Here is a 17,656-nt window from a genome sequence, read left to right as displayed (position 1 = left end):
GGCCATCCATCAGCCATTCCACTTCGTCATCAGATAAAGCGTCGCGGCGCGGGATGCACAGACATCCCGCCAGCCGCGGCCGTCACTTCACCACACCACGATCGGGCAGCGCGCGGACCGCGCCACGCATGACGTCGAACCGTACACGACGCATGCCGCGCCGCAGCAACATGCGCAGCATCCGAGCCGCCATTTGGCAAGCGCGTTAACAACTTGTTTCGGAATGGCCGGAACCGTGCTTGCAGGATGGAATCTCACTTGCACGCAGCATTGCTGCGCATCCCACTCAATCAATCACGACTCGAGGGAGATAACGTGAACGTGAAATACTTACCGCTCATCGCATTGACCGTGGCAATTTCTGCTCATGCCGCCGAACCTGCCGTGCAGAACGTGGGACAAAGCCAGAAAGACGCGCCCGAGGTGTCGGCGTGCATCGCCAAGACCTGGGCCGACAAGTCGCAACAACAGGTGATCTCGCAGAACGTGCTGGCCAATGGCCTCGCGACCGACGTGTATGCACCGGGCCAGCAGCCGCCGAACGGCGCCGCCGCGATGGTTCGTCCGTCGTGGAAGCCGGGTGCGAAAACGTGGGTCGGCGTGCGTGGCGACGCAGCGTCCGCCGGCGACATCAACGCCTGCCTGTAACGCAGTAACGAGAACAGGCGCTTCGGATGGCCTTGCGCCATCCGCTTGCGACCAGCCCCGCTTCGGCGGGGCTTTTTCTTTGCCGCGCGGGAAGCGCCTTACAGGTAGCTGCAGACGTAATCGAGCGTCTCGAGCACTTCGATGTCGAAGCGGCTCTTGCCCGGGACCGAGAACGATTCGCCGGCGCCGTAGGTCTGCCATTCGCTGCTGCCGTCGAGCTTCACGCGGCACTTGCCGGCCTGCACTTCCATCAATTCGGGTGCATCCGTGCCGAAGTTGAGCGCGCACGGCAGGATCACGCCGAGCGTCTTGCGCGTGCCGTCCGGGAAGAGCACGGTATGCGACACGCACTTGCCGTCGAAATAGACGTTCGCGCGCTTGACGACCGATACGTTGTCGAATTGGGTTGCACTGGTCATGGGATGCCTCTGATTGCTGGATGCCGGATGGCGGTGTGGTTGGCGGCCGGCCGGAGCGCCGGGCCGGCCGCTATGATACCGGCTCGCGCAAGGTGCGCCCGAATGGCGCGCGGCCGGCACATGCCGGGCCCATGATCGTCAGGATCACTACGTGATCCTTGCGGGCGCGCGCTCACCTTAATCCCTTGCGTCGCGCGGAATCGCGCAGGCAATCGAGCAGCATCGCCGCGGCCGGCGTCAGCGGGCTGTCGCGGCGCGTGACGACCTGCACCGATACGCCCGGCAAGCGCTCGCGGATCGGCAGCACCGCGAGCTGATCGCGTGCCCACTCGCCTTGCAGCAATTGCTCGGGCATCGACGCGATCAGGTCGCAACCGGTCATCAGGCTGTGCGCGAGACCGAAGCTCGGGCACTCGACGACACGCGCCGGCACCGGCAATCCGTACGCGACGAACGAGTTGAACAGTACCTGCGTGGAGCTTTCCGGCGACGGATTCATCAGCCAGTCGGCCTCGACGAGATCGGCGAGCGACGTGGCCGACGCGAGCGGATGCCCTTTGCGCGCGACGATCAGCGAGCGGCTCGCATAGAGCTCCGCATGATCGAACTCGGCCGCCAGCAGCTCCGGCACGACGACGGCCACCGCGAAATCGAGCGAACCGTCGTGCAGGCGCGGTAGCGCAACGCCGGGAAACCCTTCGACCAGATTGACGCGCGCCACCGGAAAGCGGCGCCGGAATGCACGGAATGCGTCGGGCAGAATCGTCACCGCCGCCGCCGGCGTGATCGCCGCCGCGACGGAGCCTGTCATCGCGCCCTGCGCCTGCTCGATGTCGTCGCGGGCGCGCTGCATTTCCGCGACGATCAGCCGCGCGCGCACCTGCAGTTGCTGGCCGAACGCGGTGAGCTGCACGCCGCGCGCGGTGCGCACGACGAGCGATACGCCGAGCGCGATCTCCAGCTCCTTGACCGCCTTCGTCAGCGCGGCCGGCGACACGTTCAGGCGCCGCGCGGCCGCACGAATGCTGCCTTCCTCCGCGGCGGTGACGAACGCTTTCAGCTGATGGTATTTCATGGGGCAATGCGTGATCCGTGGAAACCCTGTGCGCCGTGCCGCGCAGGGGTTCAGGGTATTCCCGAGCGACAACCGACGGTGTGCACCAAAGCAATTTAGCAGCTTCTGGTACGCAAAAGAAATTTATATGCTTGGTCGTCATATGCGCGTCAAACGCCCCACCCGCCCCACTGGAGAGACCATGCTGCCAGCCGTGAACCCCGTCATCCCCGGCATCGCCGCGATCGCCCCCGAACTCGTCGAGGTGCGCCGCCGCATCCACGCCCATCCCGAACTCGCATTCGAAGAAACGCTCACGAGCGATCTCGTCGCCGAGTTGCTCACCGGCTGGGGCTACGACGTACATCGCGGTATCGGCAAGACCGGCGTGGTAGGCGTGCTGCGCGAAGGGCAAGGCGCGCGCACGGTCGGCCTGCGCGCCGACATGGACGCGTTGCCGCTCGCGGAAACCACCGGCCTGCCGTACGCAAGCCGCCACGCGAACAAGATGCATGCATGCGGCCATGACGGCCACACCGCGATGCTGCTGTGCGCGGCGCGCCACCTCGCGGCCACGCGCCGGTTCTCCGGCACGCTGAACCTGATCTTCCAGCCCGCCGAGGAAAACTTCGGTGGCGCGAAGGCGATGATGGACGACGGCCTGTTCGACCGTTTCCCGTGCGACGCGATCTTCGCGATCCACAACATGCCGGGCCGCGCGGCCGGCGACATGGCGTTCCGCACCGGCGCCGCGATGGCGTCGGCCGACCGCGTGACGATCACGCTGCGCGGCGTCGGCGGCCACGGCGCGATGCCGCATTTCGCGCGCGATCCGATGTCGGCCGCGGGCAGCATCATGGTCGCGCTGCAGACGATCGTCGCGCGCGAGGTCGATGCACAGCATGCGGCCGTGATCACCGTCGGCAGCGTGCAGGCCGGCGAGGCGTTCAACATCATTCCCGAAACCGTCGTGATGAAACTGTCGGTGCGCGCGCTGAACGCCGACGTGCGCGCGCTGCTCGCGCGCCGTATCGAAGCGCTCGCGAAAGGCCAGGCGGAGAGCTTCGGCGTCACCGCGGAAGTCGACTACGACTACGGCTATCCGGTGCTCGTCAATCACGCGGAACCGACCGCGTTCGCGGCCGACATCGCGCGCCAGATGCTCGGCGCCGAACGCGTCGAAACCGACGCCGCGCCGCTGATGGGCAGCGAGGATTTCGCGTTCATGCTCGAAGCACGCCCCGGCTGCTACGCGTTCATCGGCAACGGGATCGGCAGCAAGGGCGGCTGCATGGTGCACAACCCCGGCTACGACTTCAACGACGACATCCTCGCGATCGGCGCGAGCTACTGGGTCCGCGTCGCCGAAGCCTGGCTCGCGGCCTGACGATCCTTCACCATGCAGTTTCGTGCCTACCCGGGGGAACCCCATGGAAACGTCCGCCCTTCCGTTCGCCGGCACGCCGGTCGACGCCCGCGCCGCCGCGAAGAAACGCCGGCTGATCGCGGCCGCCGCCGTCGGCAATGCGCTCGAGTTCTACGACTTCACGGTCTATAGCTTCTTCGCAATCCTGATCGGCAAGCTGTTCTTTCCCGTGCATTCGTCGTTCGGACAACTGATGCTCGCGGTCGCGAGCTTCGGCGTCGGCTTCGTCACGCGTCCGCTCGGCGGGCTCGTGATCGGCATGTATGCGGACCGCGCCGGCCGCAAGAAGGCGATGATCCTCACGCTGCTGCTGATGGCGCTCGGCACCGCGACGATCGCGGTCGCACCGACCTTCGCGCAGATCGGCATCGCCGCGCCGCTGCTGCTCGTGCTCGCGCGGCTGCTGCAAGGGTTCGCATCGGGCGGCGAAGTCGGCGCCTCGACGACATTGCTACTCGAACAGGCACCGCAGCATCGTCGCGGTTTCTATGCGTCGTTCCAGTTCTCGAGCCAGGGGCTCGCCGCGCTCGCGGGCGCGCTCACCGGCGTCGCGCTGACGTCGACGCTGAGCGCCGCGCAACTCGAAAGCTGGGGCTGGCGTGTGCCGTTCATCATCGGCACGCTGTTCGTGCCGCTCGGTTACTGGCTACGCCGCACCGTCGAGGAAGTGCCGGCGGCGGCACCCTCGCCCGCCGCCGCGCACGACGAACCCGTTGCGTCGCTGCCGCTCGCCGACGTGCTGCGCCATCACGGCAAAGCCGTGTTCGCGGGGCTCGGCGTAACGATCGGCGGCACGTCGATCCACTACATCATCGTGTTCTACATGGCGATCTACGGCGTGCAGGTGCTGCACCTGCCGACGTGGCTGTCGATGACGGCCGGCTGCGTCGCTGGCGCGATCCTGATGCTCGTGACGCCGATCGGCGGCCACCTGTCCGACGTGTATGGGCGCAACCGGATCGTCTGGTGGACGCGCATCGTGTTGATGGCCGCGATCTACCCGGCGTTCATCGCGCTGAACCGCTGGCCGGGCGCCGCGTCGCTGCTGTCGATCATCGCCGCGCTGTCGATCGTGCATGCGATCAACATCGGTGCGACGGGGGCCATGCTCGGCGAGTTGTTTCCGCGTGCGGTGCGTGCGACGGGCGGTGCGCTCGTGTATAGCGTCGGCGTCGCAATCTTCGGCGGCTTCGCGCAATTCTTCGTCACGTGGCTGATCGCGGCGACCGGGAATCCGAATGCGCCGGCGTGGTATGCGATCGGGTGTGGCGTGTTCACGCTGCTCGCGATTCGTTGCATGGACGAGAAGGCCGGGAAGGCGCTGGATTGAGCGGTGGCCGATGCGTGGGTGCGTGACGTACGTCATTGACGCCGCGCCCGCGCATCGGGCATGATCATTCAATGCACAACGCCACGATCACCCTTTCGACGACCACGCGCACGACCGCCTTCGGCGGGTCCGTGCGGCGAGTGCGCGCAAGATCGTAGCGTCACCGATTCCCACAGGCCCCGCCGGTTCCGGACGGGGTCTTTCCGTTTCTCCGTCTGCATCGGCCACTCAGGAGAAACGCAATGTCCGAAGTCCCTTTCCCGAAACGCGCACTGCTCGTCATCGACATGCAGGTCGGGTTGTTTCATGGTCCAGATCGTCCGTATGACGGTGAACGCGTGCTGGCCAACGTCAACCAGCTGATTCGTCGCGCGCATGAAGCCCGCGCGCCCGTGTTCGCCGTGCGTCACACCGGCCCGGCCGGCTCGCCGATTGCGCCCGACGCGCCGCTGGCCGCGTTGCTGCCGGAGCTTGCGATCGATACCGCACGCGACATCGTGTTCGACAAGACTCGCCCAAGTTGCTTCGCGGGCACGCGGCTCGCCGAGTGGTTGCATGCGGCCGGTATCGGCGAGATCGTGATCGCGGGGATGAAGACGCAGTACTGCGTCGACACGGCGTGCCGCGCGGCCGGCGATCTCGGCTTTCGCGCGGTGCTCGTTGCCGATGCGCATACCTGCATGGATACACCTGCGTTGCCGGCCGAGCGGATCGTCGCGCATCACAATGCGACGCTGGCGGGCCCGTTTGCGGTGCTGACGACGAGCGAGGCGTGCGAGTTCTGATGCACGGCGCCGATCGGATCGCGATGGATCAGCGCGGGCCTGCTATAGCGTCAGCAGAGACCGGCCATACGTATTGCCTCAATGCTCGATGATGTGTCGCAGACTGAAACGACCTTCGTCGAAAGCACTGCGTCCGCGGACAGAAAATCGCTGAGCCGCTTATCGAAGCGGAACGAAAACTTGATCAATCCGATGGTGTTCCTGAAGGTCTCCCTAGGTAACTTTCCGGTCACCGTCGCCCCGATGAAGCGCTTGATCAGGCGTATCACTCGCACACGGAACGGGACTTCGACCTTCAGGATCAGCGAACACTCGGCGAGCAGCGGATACATCCGCTTGTCGTACGCGCCTTCGACGAACCAGCCGGCTTCGGCGATGATCGTCGCGATAGCGTCAGCCATCGCCTGATCCGAGTTCTTCACATACTCTTCACCGCTCTTGTCCCAATAGACGTTGTCGAATTCATACGCGTCAGTATCGAACCTCCGAGCCAACTCCCGAGCGATAGTCGTTTTCCCCGCACCCGACGGGCCTACGATGCAAACCTTCATGTTTCAGTTCTGTTCAACCGCGCATGTTGATGCTCGCGCATGAAGTGTTTCAGCATGGGTAAGAAGAAATCGTGCCCACCGATCAGCGTGAATTCCTCTCCAAAAAGGAGAAACCACTGGAAGCGGAATTCAATAGGCTCACCACCGGGACTTGAGTCGACCTCGAAATGCGTCCGGTGCGCCTTCATTGCAATGGCGTCACTCACCATGACATGCACGACATGCCGATGCTGAATCTCACTTCTTCCGAATTTCTTCATCGAACAGAAGTAATCGCCGAGGACACGCACGACTTGAGCGTCGCTGATACCGCTCTCCTCGCGAAGCTCGCGTAGCTCGCGTAGCGCGGCGGCTATTGGCACTTCGCCGTGGTTCATCGTGCCGGCAACCACTTGCCTCCCGGCTTCCGGGAACTTCGGTTGGGTAAACGTGAGCAGTCGGTCTCGCCACGTAACATAGACCAGTACCTTGTTCTTGATTTGCACGATAGTGTTTTCAGCCAAAACCACTTCCATCCTCCGGGACAGCCAAGCCGTCGCAGAATTTTCAGCCCATAAACGTCAGAAAATGTGAATCCCTCCAGCTACGTTATCGGTAGCACGACGCGTAACGCCAGCTATAAGACTCGCGGCGAAAAGATGAACAAGCGATGCGCGGGAGCCATATAGCGGCCCGCAGGCAGGCCCGGCGCACCTCAATCTGCGCGCCGGCGCTGATGTGCACGTCACAATGATTCGGCAAAGCCGCAAACGCAACAAGGCACGGGCTGCCCTCGCCCGTGCCTTGCGTGCACTGCGCCTACACTCAGAACGTATGCATCATCCCCACGCCCGTCTGAGACTCTCCCGTCATCGGGCTCGTACTCGACGTCGCGCCACGCGGCCTCGGGAGCAGCGAGAAATTCGAATTGCAGCCGTTGCGCACGTACGCAATAGCCCCGTACAGAAACGTGCGCTCCGACAGGTTGCGCGTCGTGCCGAGCACTTACATCATCGCGTGCCCCGACGAATCGTACGACGCATCGCCGCCGTCGCCCACCTTCGCGTAGTACCCCGTCTGACCGCTCATCACCTGGAACGCGGTTTTTCCAGATTAAAGACCGTCGGCATCCCGCTGCCGACATCAACCCGCTGATCTTGTCCCGCGTCGGCGGCTGCCGTCACGGCTTTATCTCGACGAGCCGCCCCTCGAAGTTCACATTGCGAAACATATTCACGTCGAGATTCAAGGAACCACGGCTGATGCCAAAACCCGTCAATATCAGTTACTGAATATCAATCGCATGCGAACGCAGGCGGTTTGTCCCGCCGTCGTGCAGTTTCCGTAATCTCGTCAGACTCATATTTTGGCCTCGGACTATCGGACTGCAGAAACTCGGAGGATGAAGATTCGACTACGATGACCGTTGGACAATACGACGCACGTCGTGACCTGCAGAGGCCTGACGACGTTGGATATGCACGACAAGCTGCGCAGCTACTACGAACAGGAACTGACGAAACTGGAGGATCAGTTCGCAACCTTCTCCAACGAGTATCCACGAATTGCCGCCCGCCTGAGCTTTACAGGCGGACAGACGGAAGACCCACACATCCAGCGGATGATGCAGGCGTTCGCGTTGATTGCAGCCGAAATCCGGGCCAACCTGGACGACGGCGCACCGAAGTTCACCGAAGCGCTGCTTCATGTCTTGCACCCGCACTACTTGCGACCGTTCCCTGCATGTTCGATCGCTCGCTTCGATCCGATCAAGGAATTACCGGGCAAGCCGGTCGTCTTGCCGCGTGGCATGGAGCTCACGTCGCGCGGCGGGGAAGTTCGCTTTCGAACCGCTTATGACGTAACGCTTGCGCCGATCCGCATCGCAAACGCTCGATTCTCGCGCAGCACCGTCGCACCGGCACAAATCGCATTGCCGCCGAACACAACCAGCTTCATTTCCATCACGATTGAGCCGACGGTAGCCGCCTCGCCTCTCGGCGCGATTTCGCCCAACACGCTGCGCGTCCATTTCGCTGGAGAACGCCAGACCGTCGTCGCGCTGCTGGATACGGTCCTGCTGCGCGTCCGTGGCGCATTTGTCGAAGCGGACGACAGCGGACGGTGGATGCCAATTGCGGGGATACCGGTCACTCCGGTCGGGTTCGGCCCGGACGATATGCTGCTGCCGCCGTCGCACAATTCGCCGCTGGTTCAACCGCTGCTGGAATACGTCGGATTTCCGGACAAGTTCGATTTTGTCGACATTCATTTACGCCGATGTCTCAAACCTCTCCAAATGAACCGCGCGCGGCGCGTAACACTGCATCTGGCGATCGAAGGCATGCACGCCGATTCACGCATCGCGCAAGCGCTCACCCCGCTATCGGCGGACAACATCGGATTGTTCTGTACGCCAATCGTGAACCTGTTCAAGCATATGGGTGTCAAGTCGTCGCGTGGCGAAATCGCCGCGGATTATCCCGTCGTGCCGAAACCGAGCCGACCAGACATACGCGGCATCTATTCGGTTGATGCGGTTCGCGATCCGTCAGACGGGACCACTATTCCGTCGCTGAATGCATGGGGCGTCGGGGCCGGCGAACGATTCTGGATCACGCGCCACGATCCCTACGCGGCAATCCATCATCCCGGACGTGAAACGTCGCTCGTACTGCTACGCGCGGACGGGACAGCGGTGGCGAAAACGCCGCTGCAATTGAATGCCGACCTCACCTGCACGAATCGCGACTGGCCTTCGCGGATGCGGATCGGCTCCCTCAAGGGCGATCTGAAAAACGAAAACGATCACGTGCCTTGCAGGATTACGCTGCTGAAACAGCCGACACCGACGTATAGCGCGTCCCGTGAGTCGGAAGCGCAGTGGCGCGTGCTCGCACTGACGACAGCCAACCTGGCGCAGTTGACACGCGAGGGATGGCCGGACTTCGTGAAACTCATGCGCCAGCTTGCACCGAGCGACCGACGCGCCGAACACGTCGGGGCGATTTCGTTCGTCAAGCGAAACGTCGTCGAGAGACTACTGGCGATCAAGCCGCATTCGGCCCTAATGAGAGGCTTCGAAATTGTGATGGCGGCAGATGAGAGCGCGTTCATTGAAAACAGCATGGGCACGCTGATTCTGCTGCTCGACCTGTACCTGTCGCGCTACGCGCCCGCCAACAGCTTCACCCAGCTCGTCGTCCTGTCGAAGAACGACGGCTCCGTGATCGTGCGCTGTCCGATGCGGACTAGCATCGTGCCGCTGCTATAGCGCTACGCGAGACTCGAAATCAGGTGGCAGCCGCACGTCGCTCGGTGGCCGTGTCGCGCAATCGGAATGCCGTTGTCCTTCATCGATTCATCGCCTTCCTCGATGAGGTTCGGTGACACGTTGGGATGCTGCGGACACGACACGCGATCGCCTTTACGAGCGACGTAACGGCCATCGAATTTCATGGTCGATGATCCAGTTTCAACCTTACCGCCGTGGTCGGTGCCGTCACCAACTCGAATTAGATTCATCACATTTTTAAAGTGTTGAAAAATAAATTACTTCATCCTATCTAGGACCCGAGGGGGGATTTTTGCGGAAATCCCTTTTTCATTCATTTGCCGCCTATACTCACGATACTCCAGAGCCGCCAACTCTTTGGCGTCAATATCCCAATATGCATCAGCCAAATTCAATCTAGCCACGGTTCGGCTTGGGAATTTTTTCACCAAAAACTGCAATACCTCCACCGCATCACCACTTCTCTTATATTTCCCCAAATAAAATGCCAAATTATTGATGTCTTCAACATTGCCAGCATCGATATATGACCCAAGCTCAGCCACACGAAAATCCGGCATTTCGGCGATATACTTCTCTAGCGACGACTGTTGCTGGGCAGCCTTCTTAAAATCATCCAATTCACTGCGAATTTCGCTCCGCACTTGATCCTTCGATTTGTACGTCAGCGAGTCGTTTTTTCCTATAGTCGCACATCCATTTACCCGCAAAACATCCTCTACTGGCACCACCATTCCAGACGTAATATCAGATTTTTCACCATTGACTTGCCGGATCAAGCACCAATTTTTTTCGCTGGCACTCCACTTGTAGATGTAGCGATATATCTGCCCTCCTTGACTAGAGCAACTTCCATCAACAGCCAATAGGTTTGTATGCGGAATTATATATATACCCATCATGCTGCATTCATCAAAACTCTCAACCCTATACGAAAGCGATCGCCCCAAAGAAGGCGAGTAGTATTGAATATTCAACCCATTATGCGCAGCTTCGGATGTGAAAATTCCGGGTTTTCCGATTCCTTCAAAGTCGCCAACTATTTTATTCTCACCAGATAGCGCCAAAGAAGAGTGGGCACACATAGTCAACGCACAGACAAATAGTATACTAAATACGTTTTTTTGCTTCATGACCCAACCTTTAATTAGGATGCCATCAGTGCTAAAAGTCTCGCTTCAGCATGTGGGCGCACAACGGCAATGTGATACCAATTCTGATCCTTTGGCTTGCCGTGCTTATCCACCGGCTTACCTGCCGCATCATCAAGATCAAGGTATCGCCTAAATCCCTTAATGGCCTCGTCCTTATCCTTTGACGTACCCGAGACTGCCGAACCGGGATCGTGCCAATGACCCCAACCAAATGACGCACGCTTCTCGTTATAGGCACGACTCTCCTCAAATTTATATATACCTGCCCGATTCAGCTTCGTGCAAGCCTCTAGCCCAAGAGCCTTGATAGCCAGATTGAGATAGCTCAATCGATGATCATACCCATTAAATCCACCATTAATAATTCGAGAAGCCCAAATTAAATCATCTTCCTCGCTAGGTTTAAGCAAATTTACATGAATAGCAAAAAACCAAGCTGCCGATAAAACCGAATGCGGCGCCTTCTCGACCTTCTCAATCGCCGGCATCCCGGATGTTACGTCTTCGCCAGAATAATCTTGATAGGCTTGGTAATTCTCCTTGTGCGTGAGTTGAATCAACCCTCGACCTCGCCACTGGTCATACTCAAGCGGAGCATTATTCTTTGACAGCTCCCGGGTATATTTAAACTCGCCACTTTCCGTAAGTATTTGAGATATGAAATAAGCGCGCTGCATGCATGTATTGATCTTGTAATCGACAAATGCCTGATTTATAGAATCAAGGTACTCGTTAATTTTTGCGTCACCACAGGTTGTCGCAATTTTCCGCATGCTTGATAGCTCAAGTCGAGAACCAGCACAATCGCATCCTCCGCTTACCAGAAAATTCCCGATCAATCCAATCGGATGAAAGTGCCAAGGCGAAAGGTCTGTGGGGAAACCGTCAATCCCCTTGATTTCCTCCCACCACTGAAGCTTCGCGAGTCGGTCAAGTTCCGTCTTCCACATCTCCTTCTGCGTCTTCATGAGCGGGGAGAGATCTTCCCACTTGCCGAGGCCACCGCCCCATTCGGTTTCATTGCGCACTATAAGGTGCGAGACCGCTTCGGCCATCCAGCGCGTATCCAGTGCGTGCTTCAGTTCCTGCGCCGACACCGTCCCGTCGTGATTCGTATCGATCGCCTTTTCGATCTTCGTGATGAGTTCGCCAGCGTTAACCTTCGCCGCTTCCCCCATAAACTCCGTGCCGTCCTCGTCCGCCAGATATTGCTCAGTCGTATGGATGTGGCGTTTGAACATGTCGGCAGGGCCAACACTACCGTTATCGGCCAATTCGAAACCCGGCCATTCCCAAGGACTACGAAACTGTACGTTAAGGTGGCCAGTGTCGCACACCCAGCCTTTCAGTTCGGTGGAGTTGACCCTGTAATACCGGACACAGCCTCACACTAAGGTTGCTGAATCCATCGAGCGCCGGAACTCGCGAGGCGAGCGGTATTTCAGCGCGCTATGGGGATGCTTCTCGTTGTAATGCTCGAACGCGATGGCCAAGTTGCGTGCAGCAGTCGCTGCGTCCGGCTTCGGCATGAAGGCGACGTAGTCGCGTTTCATCGTCTTCACGAAGCTTTCGGCCATCCCGTTACTTTGCGGGCTGCATACCGGCGTGGTCAATGGCTTCAGGCCGATGGCCACTGCGAACCGACGCGTGTCGTCGGCCGTGTAGCCCGAACCGTTGTCGCTCAGCCACTCGATTTCGGACGGCGTATGCAACTCGATGCCAAACCGATTTTCCACTGCAGCCAGCATCACGTCGCGCACGATGTCGCCGCTGTGGCCTGCCGTCGTAGCCGCCCAGCTCATCGCCTCACGGTCACAGCAATCCAGCGCGAACGTTACGCGCAGCGGCTCGCCGTTGTCGCAGCGGAACTCGAAGCCGTCCGAGCACCATCGCTGATTGCTGCGCTCGACGGCTACCTTGCCGTCGTGTCGACGTTGGGGCCGAGGTGGAATCGGTCGGCGCTGCATCAGCAGCCCATGTGTGCGCATGACGCGATAGATTCGCTTGGCATTAAACGGCGCCAGTCCGACTGCAACGCGCTCGTTGCGCAAGATGCCCCAAACCCGGCGATAGCCATAGCTGGGCAAATCGCCAATGACCCGGCGGATCTCCTCGACCGCGGCCGCGTCGTCACTCTGCCTCGATTGACGGCCATCGCGCCACGTCGCCGGACGCGACAGTCGTGCCGATACGTTCGAGCGCGACACGCCGAGAACTTCACAAACCAGTTTCACTGGTCGTCCTCCGGCAGCGAGGGCGAGTGCGCTATCCATTTTTTTGCCCGGCCATACTCGACTGCTTCGCGGAGAATCTCGTTCTCCATGGTCTTCTTGCCGAGCATCCGTTGCAGCTCACGAATCTGCTTGAGTGCATCGGCCAGTTCCGAGGCCGGGACTACTTCCTCGCCGGCCTTGACCGCTGACAGGCTCCCATCCTGGTACAGCTTGCGCCAGTGGAACAGTTGGTTCGGATTCACGCCGTGCTGGCGCGCGACCATCGAAACCGATTTCCCCGGCTCGAAACTCTCGCGAACCATCGCCAGCTTCTGCTCCGCCGTCCAGCGCCGCCGACGCTCCGGGCCCGTCAACACTTCCATCACTTCCTGCCTAGTGTTAGTCAAAAACACAGTCCTATGCCTACCCGTTATTGTAAGTGGGTGACTGTGTCCGGCGTTTCAGGGGGCTACTCCATTCGGAGCCATCCTTCGAACCAATCGTGATGTTCCACCAATGATGGCCCTTGTCGTCGATTGCAACGTTACCCTCGCCAAGCTTGTCGAGTTCAGCACGACGAAGCACGTCCCGGAAATCCGCCCCCGGCCCGCTTGCCTTGGAAACGTCTAGCGGAAAGTTCTGCCAGCCTGACACATTCGCGGTACTGATCGTGTTCGCAAGACTGCTCTCTACCCATATCGGGTTCCCGACGTTTGCTAAATTCTGCGTGGCCTTCTGCTTGCCCTTCGCGGGCACATTTGTCACGCTCTTGGGCTGCACCTTGACCCAGCGCGAACCCTTTGCATCGGCCAGCGGTACAAGCTTCAGTCCCGCCTGCGTCAGTTTCTGATCGGGCGCGGGAATTTCGGTGACCAGCTTGGCCCCCGGCTCTATTTCCAGAAGCGGCTTGTTTTTATCGTTCAGTTCTTTGGCACGCGCGCGGCTTCGGTCCATGAAATCTTTGAAATCCGCGCCCGCGAATACTTCGAGATGCAACATTGGGTAGTTCGGCTTCGGCGGTATCGGACTCGCCTTCATGGGCCATTGATACTGGCCGACATGCGCGACGACTTCGCCTGCCTTGATGCGCTGCGGCACCTTCAGGATCACAACCGTGTCGAGCGGCTTCGGATCGACAACGGCATCCAGTTCCCCTTTGAACACGTAGCCCCAAGGCGCTTGGGGGGATACCGGCTTGCCCACTTCGGCAGGCAATATCGTGCCCGATTTGATGGCCTTGATCTTGATCCAATCCGTGTGTGCGGGATCGCCGTCACCGGCAATCACTTCGGCCCCAGTCGGCAGTATCCCGAGAATCTTGCACTTCCCGTTTGACAATTCCCGAATGCGCAATCCCGTCTGGGGAGCCGGTAGGGCCACATCTTGATCGCTATCGGTCGGTATCGGTTCGTTCGGGCTGGTGTTGTTGATCGGCAGATTGTCTGCCCCATCGGCACGCGTAGCGGGAGACTGCACAGGCGCCTTCGGCACCGATTGTTGGTCCTTCGCCTTATCGCCGACTCGATAATAGCGATCGCCTTCCCAGTACGACATCGGCGTGGGAAGCTCTGGATCGGGCTTCGGGTTCGCCTTGGCCTGCTCAATCGCCTTCTGATAGGTCGCCCAATCCATCGTATGCATGTACAGGCTGAAAAACACGAGTGGTTTGTCGTTCGCCGGTTTGGTGTTGGACGGCGCGTTATCGGCTGGAGCGGGTGCAGGAGGCGCAGCACTAGTCGATGCCGGCGCGGGAGCCGAAGCCGGAGCCGGTTTCGCAGGGTCCTTCGGTGCCGGTTTCGGCGGTAATTTCAGCTCATGTCGAACCAATACGAAGCCGGTCGAGTAGTGCGCCAGACCCAGGTTGTTCGGGTACGTCGTTTCCTCGTATTGCGTGTTCAGCCGATACGCGACAATTTTGCCGTCCGCGATGGCACGCACGCCGCTGTCCTGCTTCAACATTTCGGCGCTGCCGTCGGCGAAGTGCACGCCCCCGTGCCACATGCCGCTGACGCCTAGCGGATAAAAACCGTTCTCGCACTTCGCCAGCGCCTTGAAATACGTCATCGGGTCGGCCGCGTCGGCCTTACCTACCGGCGTGAATGGATACGCCCAGCTCAGCGGCGTATCCGCAGGTTCCGTTGGTTTCGGGGCCGATTGCGGCGCGGCTGCTGGAGGGTGCTTCTTCCTATGGGTCGTTTTGGTCATGATTCCCGACTCGGATTCGGTTTTCAGAATTTCTTATGTTGCCGCTATACCGGCCGCGCGACTCAACCGGAGAACAGCGTAAAACGCCCGCCGTCGACCGATACCGGCGACGAATGCAGCGGGTTTTGCAAGGTGCCGCTTGCCGCTCCTGCTTTCTCCCAATTCGCGCACTTTTCTACAATCTGGCCCGACGTTGCATTCTCGATCATGTTCGCCGTCAGCTTGATATACGAGCCATTCGCGCCGATCCAGATCTCATCGACCGACAGATACATCTTCTTGCCCGCCGTAATCTTCACATCTTGCGAGGCGGCCAAACTCATCGAATCGTTCTGGGCCTGGAGATCTATCGGGCCGCTCGCCGCGTAGACCTTGACACCGAGTTTTTCCGCAAACAGGCTGATTTGCTCCAACACACTGGCGAGCAACGCCCGACCGGCTGCAAGGTTGATGTCTTCCCCGGCAACCACGTTGGTTTGCTTGTTTGCCGTGATATGCGCCGACCCTTGCGTCGATGCAGCAATGCCTTCCGGACTGGACAACAGCATGATCGGCTTCGCAAAGCCGTTCGCGTTACCCGTGCCGCCGCCGGCCGTGCGACCGCCCTTGGTCGTGCCGGCCACCGGATGCTGCGTTGCGTCCGTGAAAGTTTTTAGTGCATCGTGGCCGTCTTGTTGACTCTGCGCGCGATTCGTCTGGCTCGCCTTCGACGTCGTCGCCAGCATCGCTTCGGCGCGGGTAAGCTGTTCGGACGCTGCCGTCACACTCAGCGGTTGGGTCGTGGCAGGTTGCGTCGAAACGTAGAGCCCTTGCTCGGCCCGCACCGCACCATAGCTCAATGACTTGAGGTCAAAACCCTGCCCGATGAACGCGCCGCGCGTGTTGCCCGAGTGCTGGATCAGATAGCCCAGGTGCAAATGCGAGCTATAGCTCGTCGAGTACAAATGCACGCGGTTCTGCCCACTGGCGTCGTCCATCATCAGTTGGTTATAACCTTCACCGCCGTACTCGCGCGACAGCAAGCCCGAAGTCAGCCCGTGCGTGTGCCATTCGGGCATGCTTTCGCCGCCGTGCATTCTGGACAGGATCACGGGACGATCGCAATTGCCGTTGATGAAGCCAATCAAGACTTCGTCGTTCTTGCGCAGCGGGAACATGCCGCCGCGCTTGTGGCCCGCATCGGGCATCGCCGCACGTATCCACGCCGACACGTTCTGGTCGCCGTCATTGAGTCGATTGGACGTCAGCCGCACCTTCGCACGCAGCATCGCATCCGTATAAATCTCTTCGTCCTCGGGACCGCCGACGATGCCCGTCTGAAGCTGCATGATCGGCTTCTTGTGTTCGAACGGACTACGAAACGCGACGCGGCGCCGTTGCGCCTCGATTTCGACGTGGAAGAATCCCACGCCGCCGTCGTCATGGCGTACGGACGAACCCGCACCGCTCGCGCGCGCTTGCTCGACTTCAGCGCGCAGGCTCCTGCGAAAACGCATCAGGTTCTCGAGTCCCGGCACGTTATTCTGAATGAGCCAGTTCACCGAGAGAATTGCCATTTCGCGATCCTGATCCGGCTGCGCATCGTGCACCGGGTGCCCGTTCAGCACCCCATAGCGGCCAGGCCATGCGCAACGCAATGCGCCCACACCGTAGAAGCGTTGCGCGCGTGAGCGCCATTCCTCGGTGACAACGTTTGCCTGAGCCTCGCCCATGTCGCGATCGGACCACGTATGCGACCCGGTGTATTCGTACTGCTCACCCAGCCCCGGTACATCGTCAAGATCGAACGCAGGCATCGTGACGTGCTTCGAAAGATCCGGGCGCTTGTAGTCGAACGTGCCTGTGTCGAGTTCGGCCGACTGAATTTCCTGCGAATCGATCCACTCGCTCAGACCATCGAATTCTTCGTTCTGCACCGAGCGGCTGAACAAAATGGTCTTTTGCTTCAATTCGGGAACCGAGAAAAGATCGTCCATGATGACGACCTTGTGCGACTTGCCGTCCTGCGCGATATCGAAACGCGGAAAAAGACCAAGCTCTTCGAATGTACGATGGACGTAGTTCCAGTCGGATTCCCATTGCATCCGCTGAGAATACGAGCGCAACGATTGACGCAGTTGCCAAGTAAAGTTGCCGGCCGCCTGCGGATACTTCCCAAGCACATCGGACACGGTTTGCTGCGCGGGAGTCTCGATCCAGTCGCGCCGGTCACTGCCGAGCCGCAGCAGCGCGAGGAACGAATTGAAGCGGAGCTGGTAGTAGGTATTGGCTCCGTCCCCGCCCAGGCGACTGAATGCAGTCACATAGCCGTGAATTGGCATTTCGCTGCCGTCCATTTGCCGAATCCACAGCGTCACGGATTGCCGGATCAGCGCCTTCGCCTGAATCGTTTCGAGTCGCGTCGACGTTGCGTCGATCGTGAATTCGAAGTCTCTCCCGAGACACGCGCGCCCACGGACGTACAGCGGGACCAACCCGTCTTCGCCAAGCGGCGTATCGAGGCGGACAATGCGTCCGTGTTGCACGTATTGCGTGCGCAGCGCCTTGTTCAGGAGATCGGAAACCATCAAGCTACCCCGTACCGTGTAGTAACAAAA

Annotated in this window: 14 protein-coding genes and 2 pseudogenes; 5 read left to right on the top strand and 11 right to left on the bottom strand. The window is 60.0% G+C overall.

All coding sequences use genetic code 11. From position 1 onward, the window contains the following. Nucleotides 1-315: 315 nt before the first annotated feature. Nucleotides 316-648, top strand: coding sequence for a hypothetical protein (locus KR541_RS25855; protein WP_171984430.1), 333 nt, complete (start codon nt 316-318; stop codon nt 646-648). Nucleotides 649-746: 98 nt separating this feature from the next. Here the strand turns inward: KR541_RS25855 and ppnP are convergent, their stop codons facing one another. Beyond that, on the bottom strand, nt 747-1,067 hold the full coding sequence (gene ppnP / locus KR541_RS25850; protein ID WP_006478890.1) for a pyrimidine/purine nucleoside phosphorylase: 321 nt from the start codon (nt 1,065-1,067) through the stop codon (nt 747-749). A 172-nt stretch (nt 1,068-1,239) separates the two neighbouring features. Continuing rightward, on the bottom strand, nt 1,240-2,142 hold the full coding sequence (locus KR541_RS25845) for a LysR substrate-binding domain-containing protein (protein ID WP_050012778.1): 903 nt from the start codon (nt 2,140-2,142) through the stop codon (nt 1,240-1,242). A 181-nt stretch (nt 2,143-2,323) separates the two neighbouring features. Here KR541_RS25845 and KR541_RS25840 point away from each other — a divergent pair, with 181 nt between their 5' ends. The 3 genes from KR541_RS25840 (at nt 2,324) to KR541_RS25830 (ending at nt 5,662) form a co-directional block, all read left to right on the top strand. Further along, complete coding sequence (locus tag KR541_RS25840; RefSeq protein WP_176015767.1) at nt 2,324-3,508, top strand: M20 aminoacylase family protein; 1,185 nt, start codon at nt 2,324-2,326, stop codon at nt 3,506-3,508. Between the two features lie 43 nt (nt 3,509-3,551). Then, the gene (locus KR541_RS25835) at nt 3,552-4,877 is read left to right on the top strand and encodes an MFS transporter (protein WP_050012780.1); all 1,326 of its coding nucleotides are present in this window, start codon (nt 3,552-3,554) and stop codon (nt 4,875-4,877) included. Between the two features lie 242 nt (nt 4,878-5,119). Continuing rightward, entirely contained in the window at nt 5,120-5,662 is a 543-nt protein-coding gene (locus KR541_RS25830; protein ID WP_089489429.1) for a cysteine hydrolase family protein, read from the top strand. A gap of 50 nt (nt 5,663-5,712) precedes the next feature. Here KR541_RS25830 and KR541_RS25825 read toward each other — a convergent pair whose 3' ends face one another. The 3 genes and pseudogenes from KR541_RS25825 to KR541_RS25815 all read right to left on the bottom strand — a co-directional run. Beyond that, nucleotides 5,713-6,213 carry an AAA family ATPase gene (locus KR541_RS25825; RefSeq protein ID WP_089489430.1) on the bottom strand — a complete coding sequence of 167 codons (501 nt, stop codon included), beginning with the start codon at nt 6,211-6,213 and terminating at the stop codon, nt 5,713-5,715. After that, a complete protein-coding gene (locus tag KR541_RS25820; protein ID WP_050012783.1) occupies nt 6,210-6,728 on the bottom strand; it encodes an NUDIX domain-containing protein in 519 nt (172 codons plus the stop codon). The genes KR541_RS25825 and KR541_RS25820 overlap by 4 nt, the downstream gene beginning before the upstream one ends. Before the next feature lie 289 nt (nt 6,729-7,017). Further along, a pseudogene (locus tag KR541_RS25815) lies at nt 7,018-7,266 on the bottom strand (porin); the annotation flags it as partial. Nucleotides 7,267-7,669: 403 nt separating this feature from the next. Here KR541_RS25815 and tssF point away from each other — a divergent pair. Continuing rightward, nucleotides 7,670-9,466 carry a type VI secretion system baseplate subunit TssF gene (gene tssF, locus KR541_RS25810; protein ID WP_216089884.1) on the top strand — a complete coding sequence of 599 codons (1,797 nt, stop codon included), beginning with the start codon at nt 7,670-7,672 and terminating at the stop codon, nt 9,464-9,466. A 2-nt stretch (nt 9,467-9,468) separates the two neighbouring features. On the opposite strand, the gene KR541_RS25805 is transcribed toward tssF, so the two are convergent. The 6 genes and pseudogenes from KR541_RS25805 to KR541_RS25780 all read right to left on the bottom strand — a co-directional run bounded on the left by KR541_RS25805 (nt 9,469) and on the right by KR541_RS25780 (nt 17,626). After that, nucleotides 9,469-9,720 carry a PAAR domain-containing protein gene (locus KR541_RS25805; RefSeq protein WP_050012786.1) on the bottom strand — a complete coding sequence of 84 codons (252 nt, stop codon included), beginning with the start codon at nt 9,718-9,720 and terminating at the stop codon, nt 9,469-9,471. A 24-nt stretch (nt 9,721-9,744) separates the two neighbouring features. Next, the gene (locus KR541_RS25800; protein ID WP_216089883.1) at nt 9,745-10,620 is read right to left on the bottom strand and encodes a tetratricopeptide repeat protein; all 876 of its coding nucleotides are present in this window, start codon (nt 10,618-10,620) and stop codon (nt 9,745-9,747) included. Between the two features lie 836 nt (nt 10,621-11,456). Continuing rightward, nucleotides 11,457-11,987: pseudogene (locus tag KR541_RS25795) on the bottom strand (lytic transglycosylase domain-containing protein); the annotation flags it as partial. A gap of 39 nt (nt 11,988-12,026) precedes the next feature. Beyond that, a protein-coding gene (locus tag KR541_RS25790; RefSeq protein WP_141661769.1) for an IS3-like element ISBcen6 family transposase occupies nt 12,027-13,237 on the bottom strand; the annotation gives its coding sequence in 2 pieces (ribosomal slippage) (nt 12,027-12,922 and nt 12,922-13,237; 1,212 coding nt in all). Between the two features lie 40 nt (nt 13,238-13,277). After that, nucleotides 13,278-15,059, bottom strand: coding sequence for a hypothetical protein (locus KR541_RS25785; RefSeq protein WP_252996685.1), 1,782 nt, complete (start codon nt 15,057-15,059; stop codon nt 13,278-13,280). A gap of 62 nt (nt 15,060-15,121) precedes the next feature. Beyond that, nucleotides 15,122-17,626 carry a type VI secretion system Vgr family protein gene (locus KR541_RS25780; protein WP_216089882.1) on the bottom strand — a complete coding sequence of 835 codons (2,505 nt, stop codon included), beginning with the start codon at nt 17,624-17,626 and terminating at the stop codon, nt 15,122-15,124. Between the last annotated feature and the right edge of the window lie 30 nt (nt 17,627-17,656).

The organism is Burkholderia sola (assembly GCF_905400185.1).
Taxonomy (GTDB): domain Bacteria; phylum Pseudomonadota; class Gammaproteobacteria; order Burkholderiales; family Burkholderiaceae; genus Burkholderia; species Burkholderia sola.
Note: the sequence above shows the minus strand (reverse complement) of the source record. Positions and strands in the feature narration are given on the sequence as shown.

Excerpts from the sequence above, each read along its gene's own strand:
- KR541_RS25800 (WP_216089883.1), bottom strand. The coding sequence starts at position 10,620 with ATGAAGCAAAAAAACGTATTTAGTATACTATTTGTCTGTGCGTTGACT.
- KR541_RS25820 (WP_050012783.1), bottom strand. The coding sequence starts at position 6,728 with ATGGAAGTGGTTTTGGCTGAAAACACTATCGTGCAAATCAAGAACAAG.
- KR541_RS25835 (WP_050012780.1), top strand. The coding sequence starts at position 3,552 with ATGGAAACGTCCGCCCTTCCGTTCGCCGGCACGCCGGTCGACGCCCGC.
- KR541_RS25845 (WP_050012778.1), bottom strand. The coding sequence starts at position 2,142 with ATGAAATACCATCAGCTGAAAGCGTTCGTCACCGCCGCGGAGGAAGGC.
- KR541_RS25780 (WP_216089882.1), bottom strand. The coding sequence starts at position 17,626 with ATGGTTTCCGATCTCCTGAACAAGGCGCTGCGCACGCAATACGTGCAA.
- KR541_RS25785 (WP_252996685.1), bottom strand. The coding sequence starts at position 15,059 with ATGACCAAAACGACCCATAGGAAGAAGCACCCTCCAGCAGCCGCGCCG.
- KR541_RS25825 (WP_089489430.1), bottom strand. The coding sequence starts at position 6,213 with ATGAAGGTTTGCATCGTAGGCCCGTCGGGTGCGGGGAAAACGACTATC.
- KR541_RS25830 (WP_089489429.1), top strand. The coding sequence starts at position 5,120 with ATGTCCGAAGTCCCTTTCCCGAAACGCGCACTGCTCGTCATCGACATG.
- tssF (WP_216089884.1), top strand. The coding sequence starts at position 7,670 with ATGCACGACAAGCTGCGCAGCTACTACGAACAGGAACTGACGAAACTG.
- KR541_RS25840 (WP_176015767.1), top strand. The coding sequence starts at position 2,324 with ATGCTGCCAGCCGTGAACCCCGTCATCCCCGGCATCGCCGCGATCGCC.
- ppnP (WP_006478890.1), bottom strand. The coding sequence starts at position 1,067 with ATGACCAGTGCAACCCAATTCGACAACGTATCGGTCGTCAAGCGCGCG.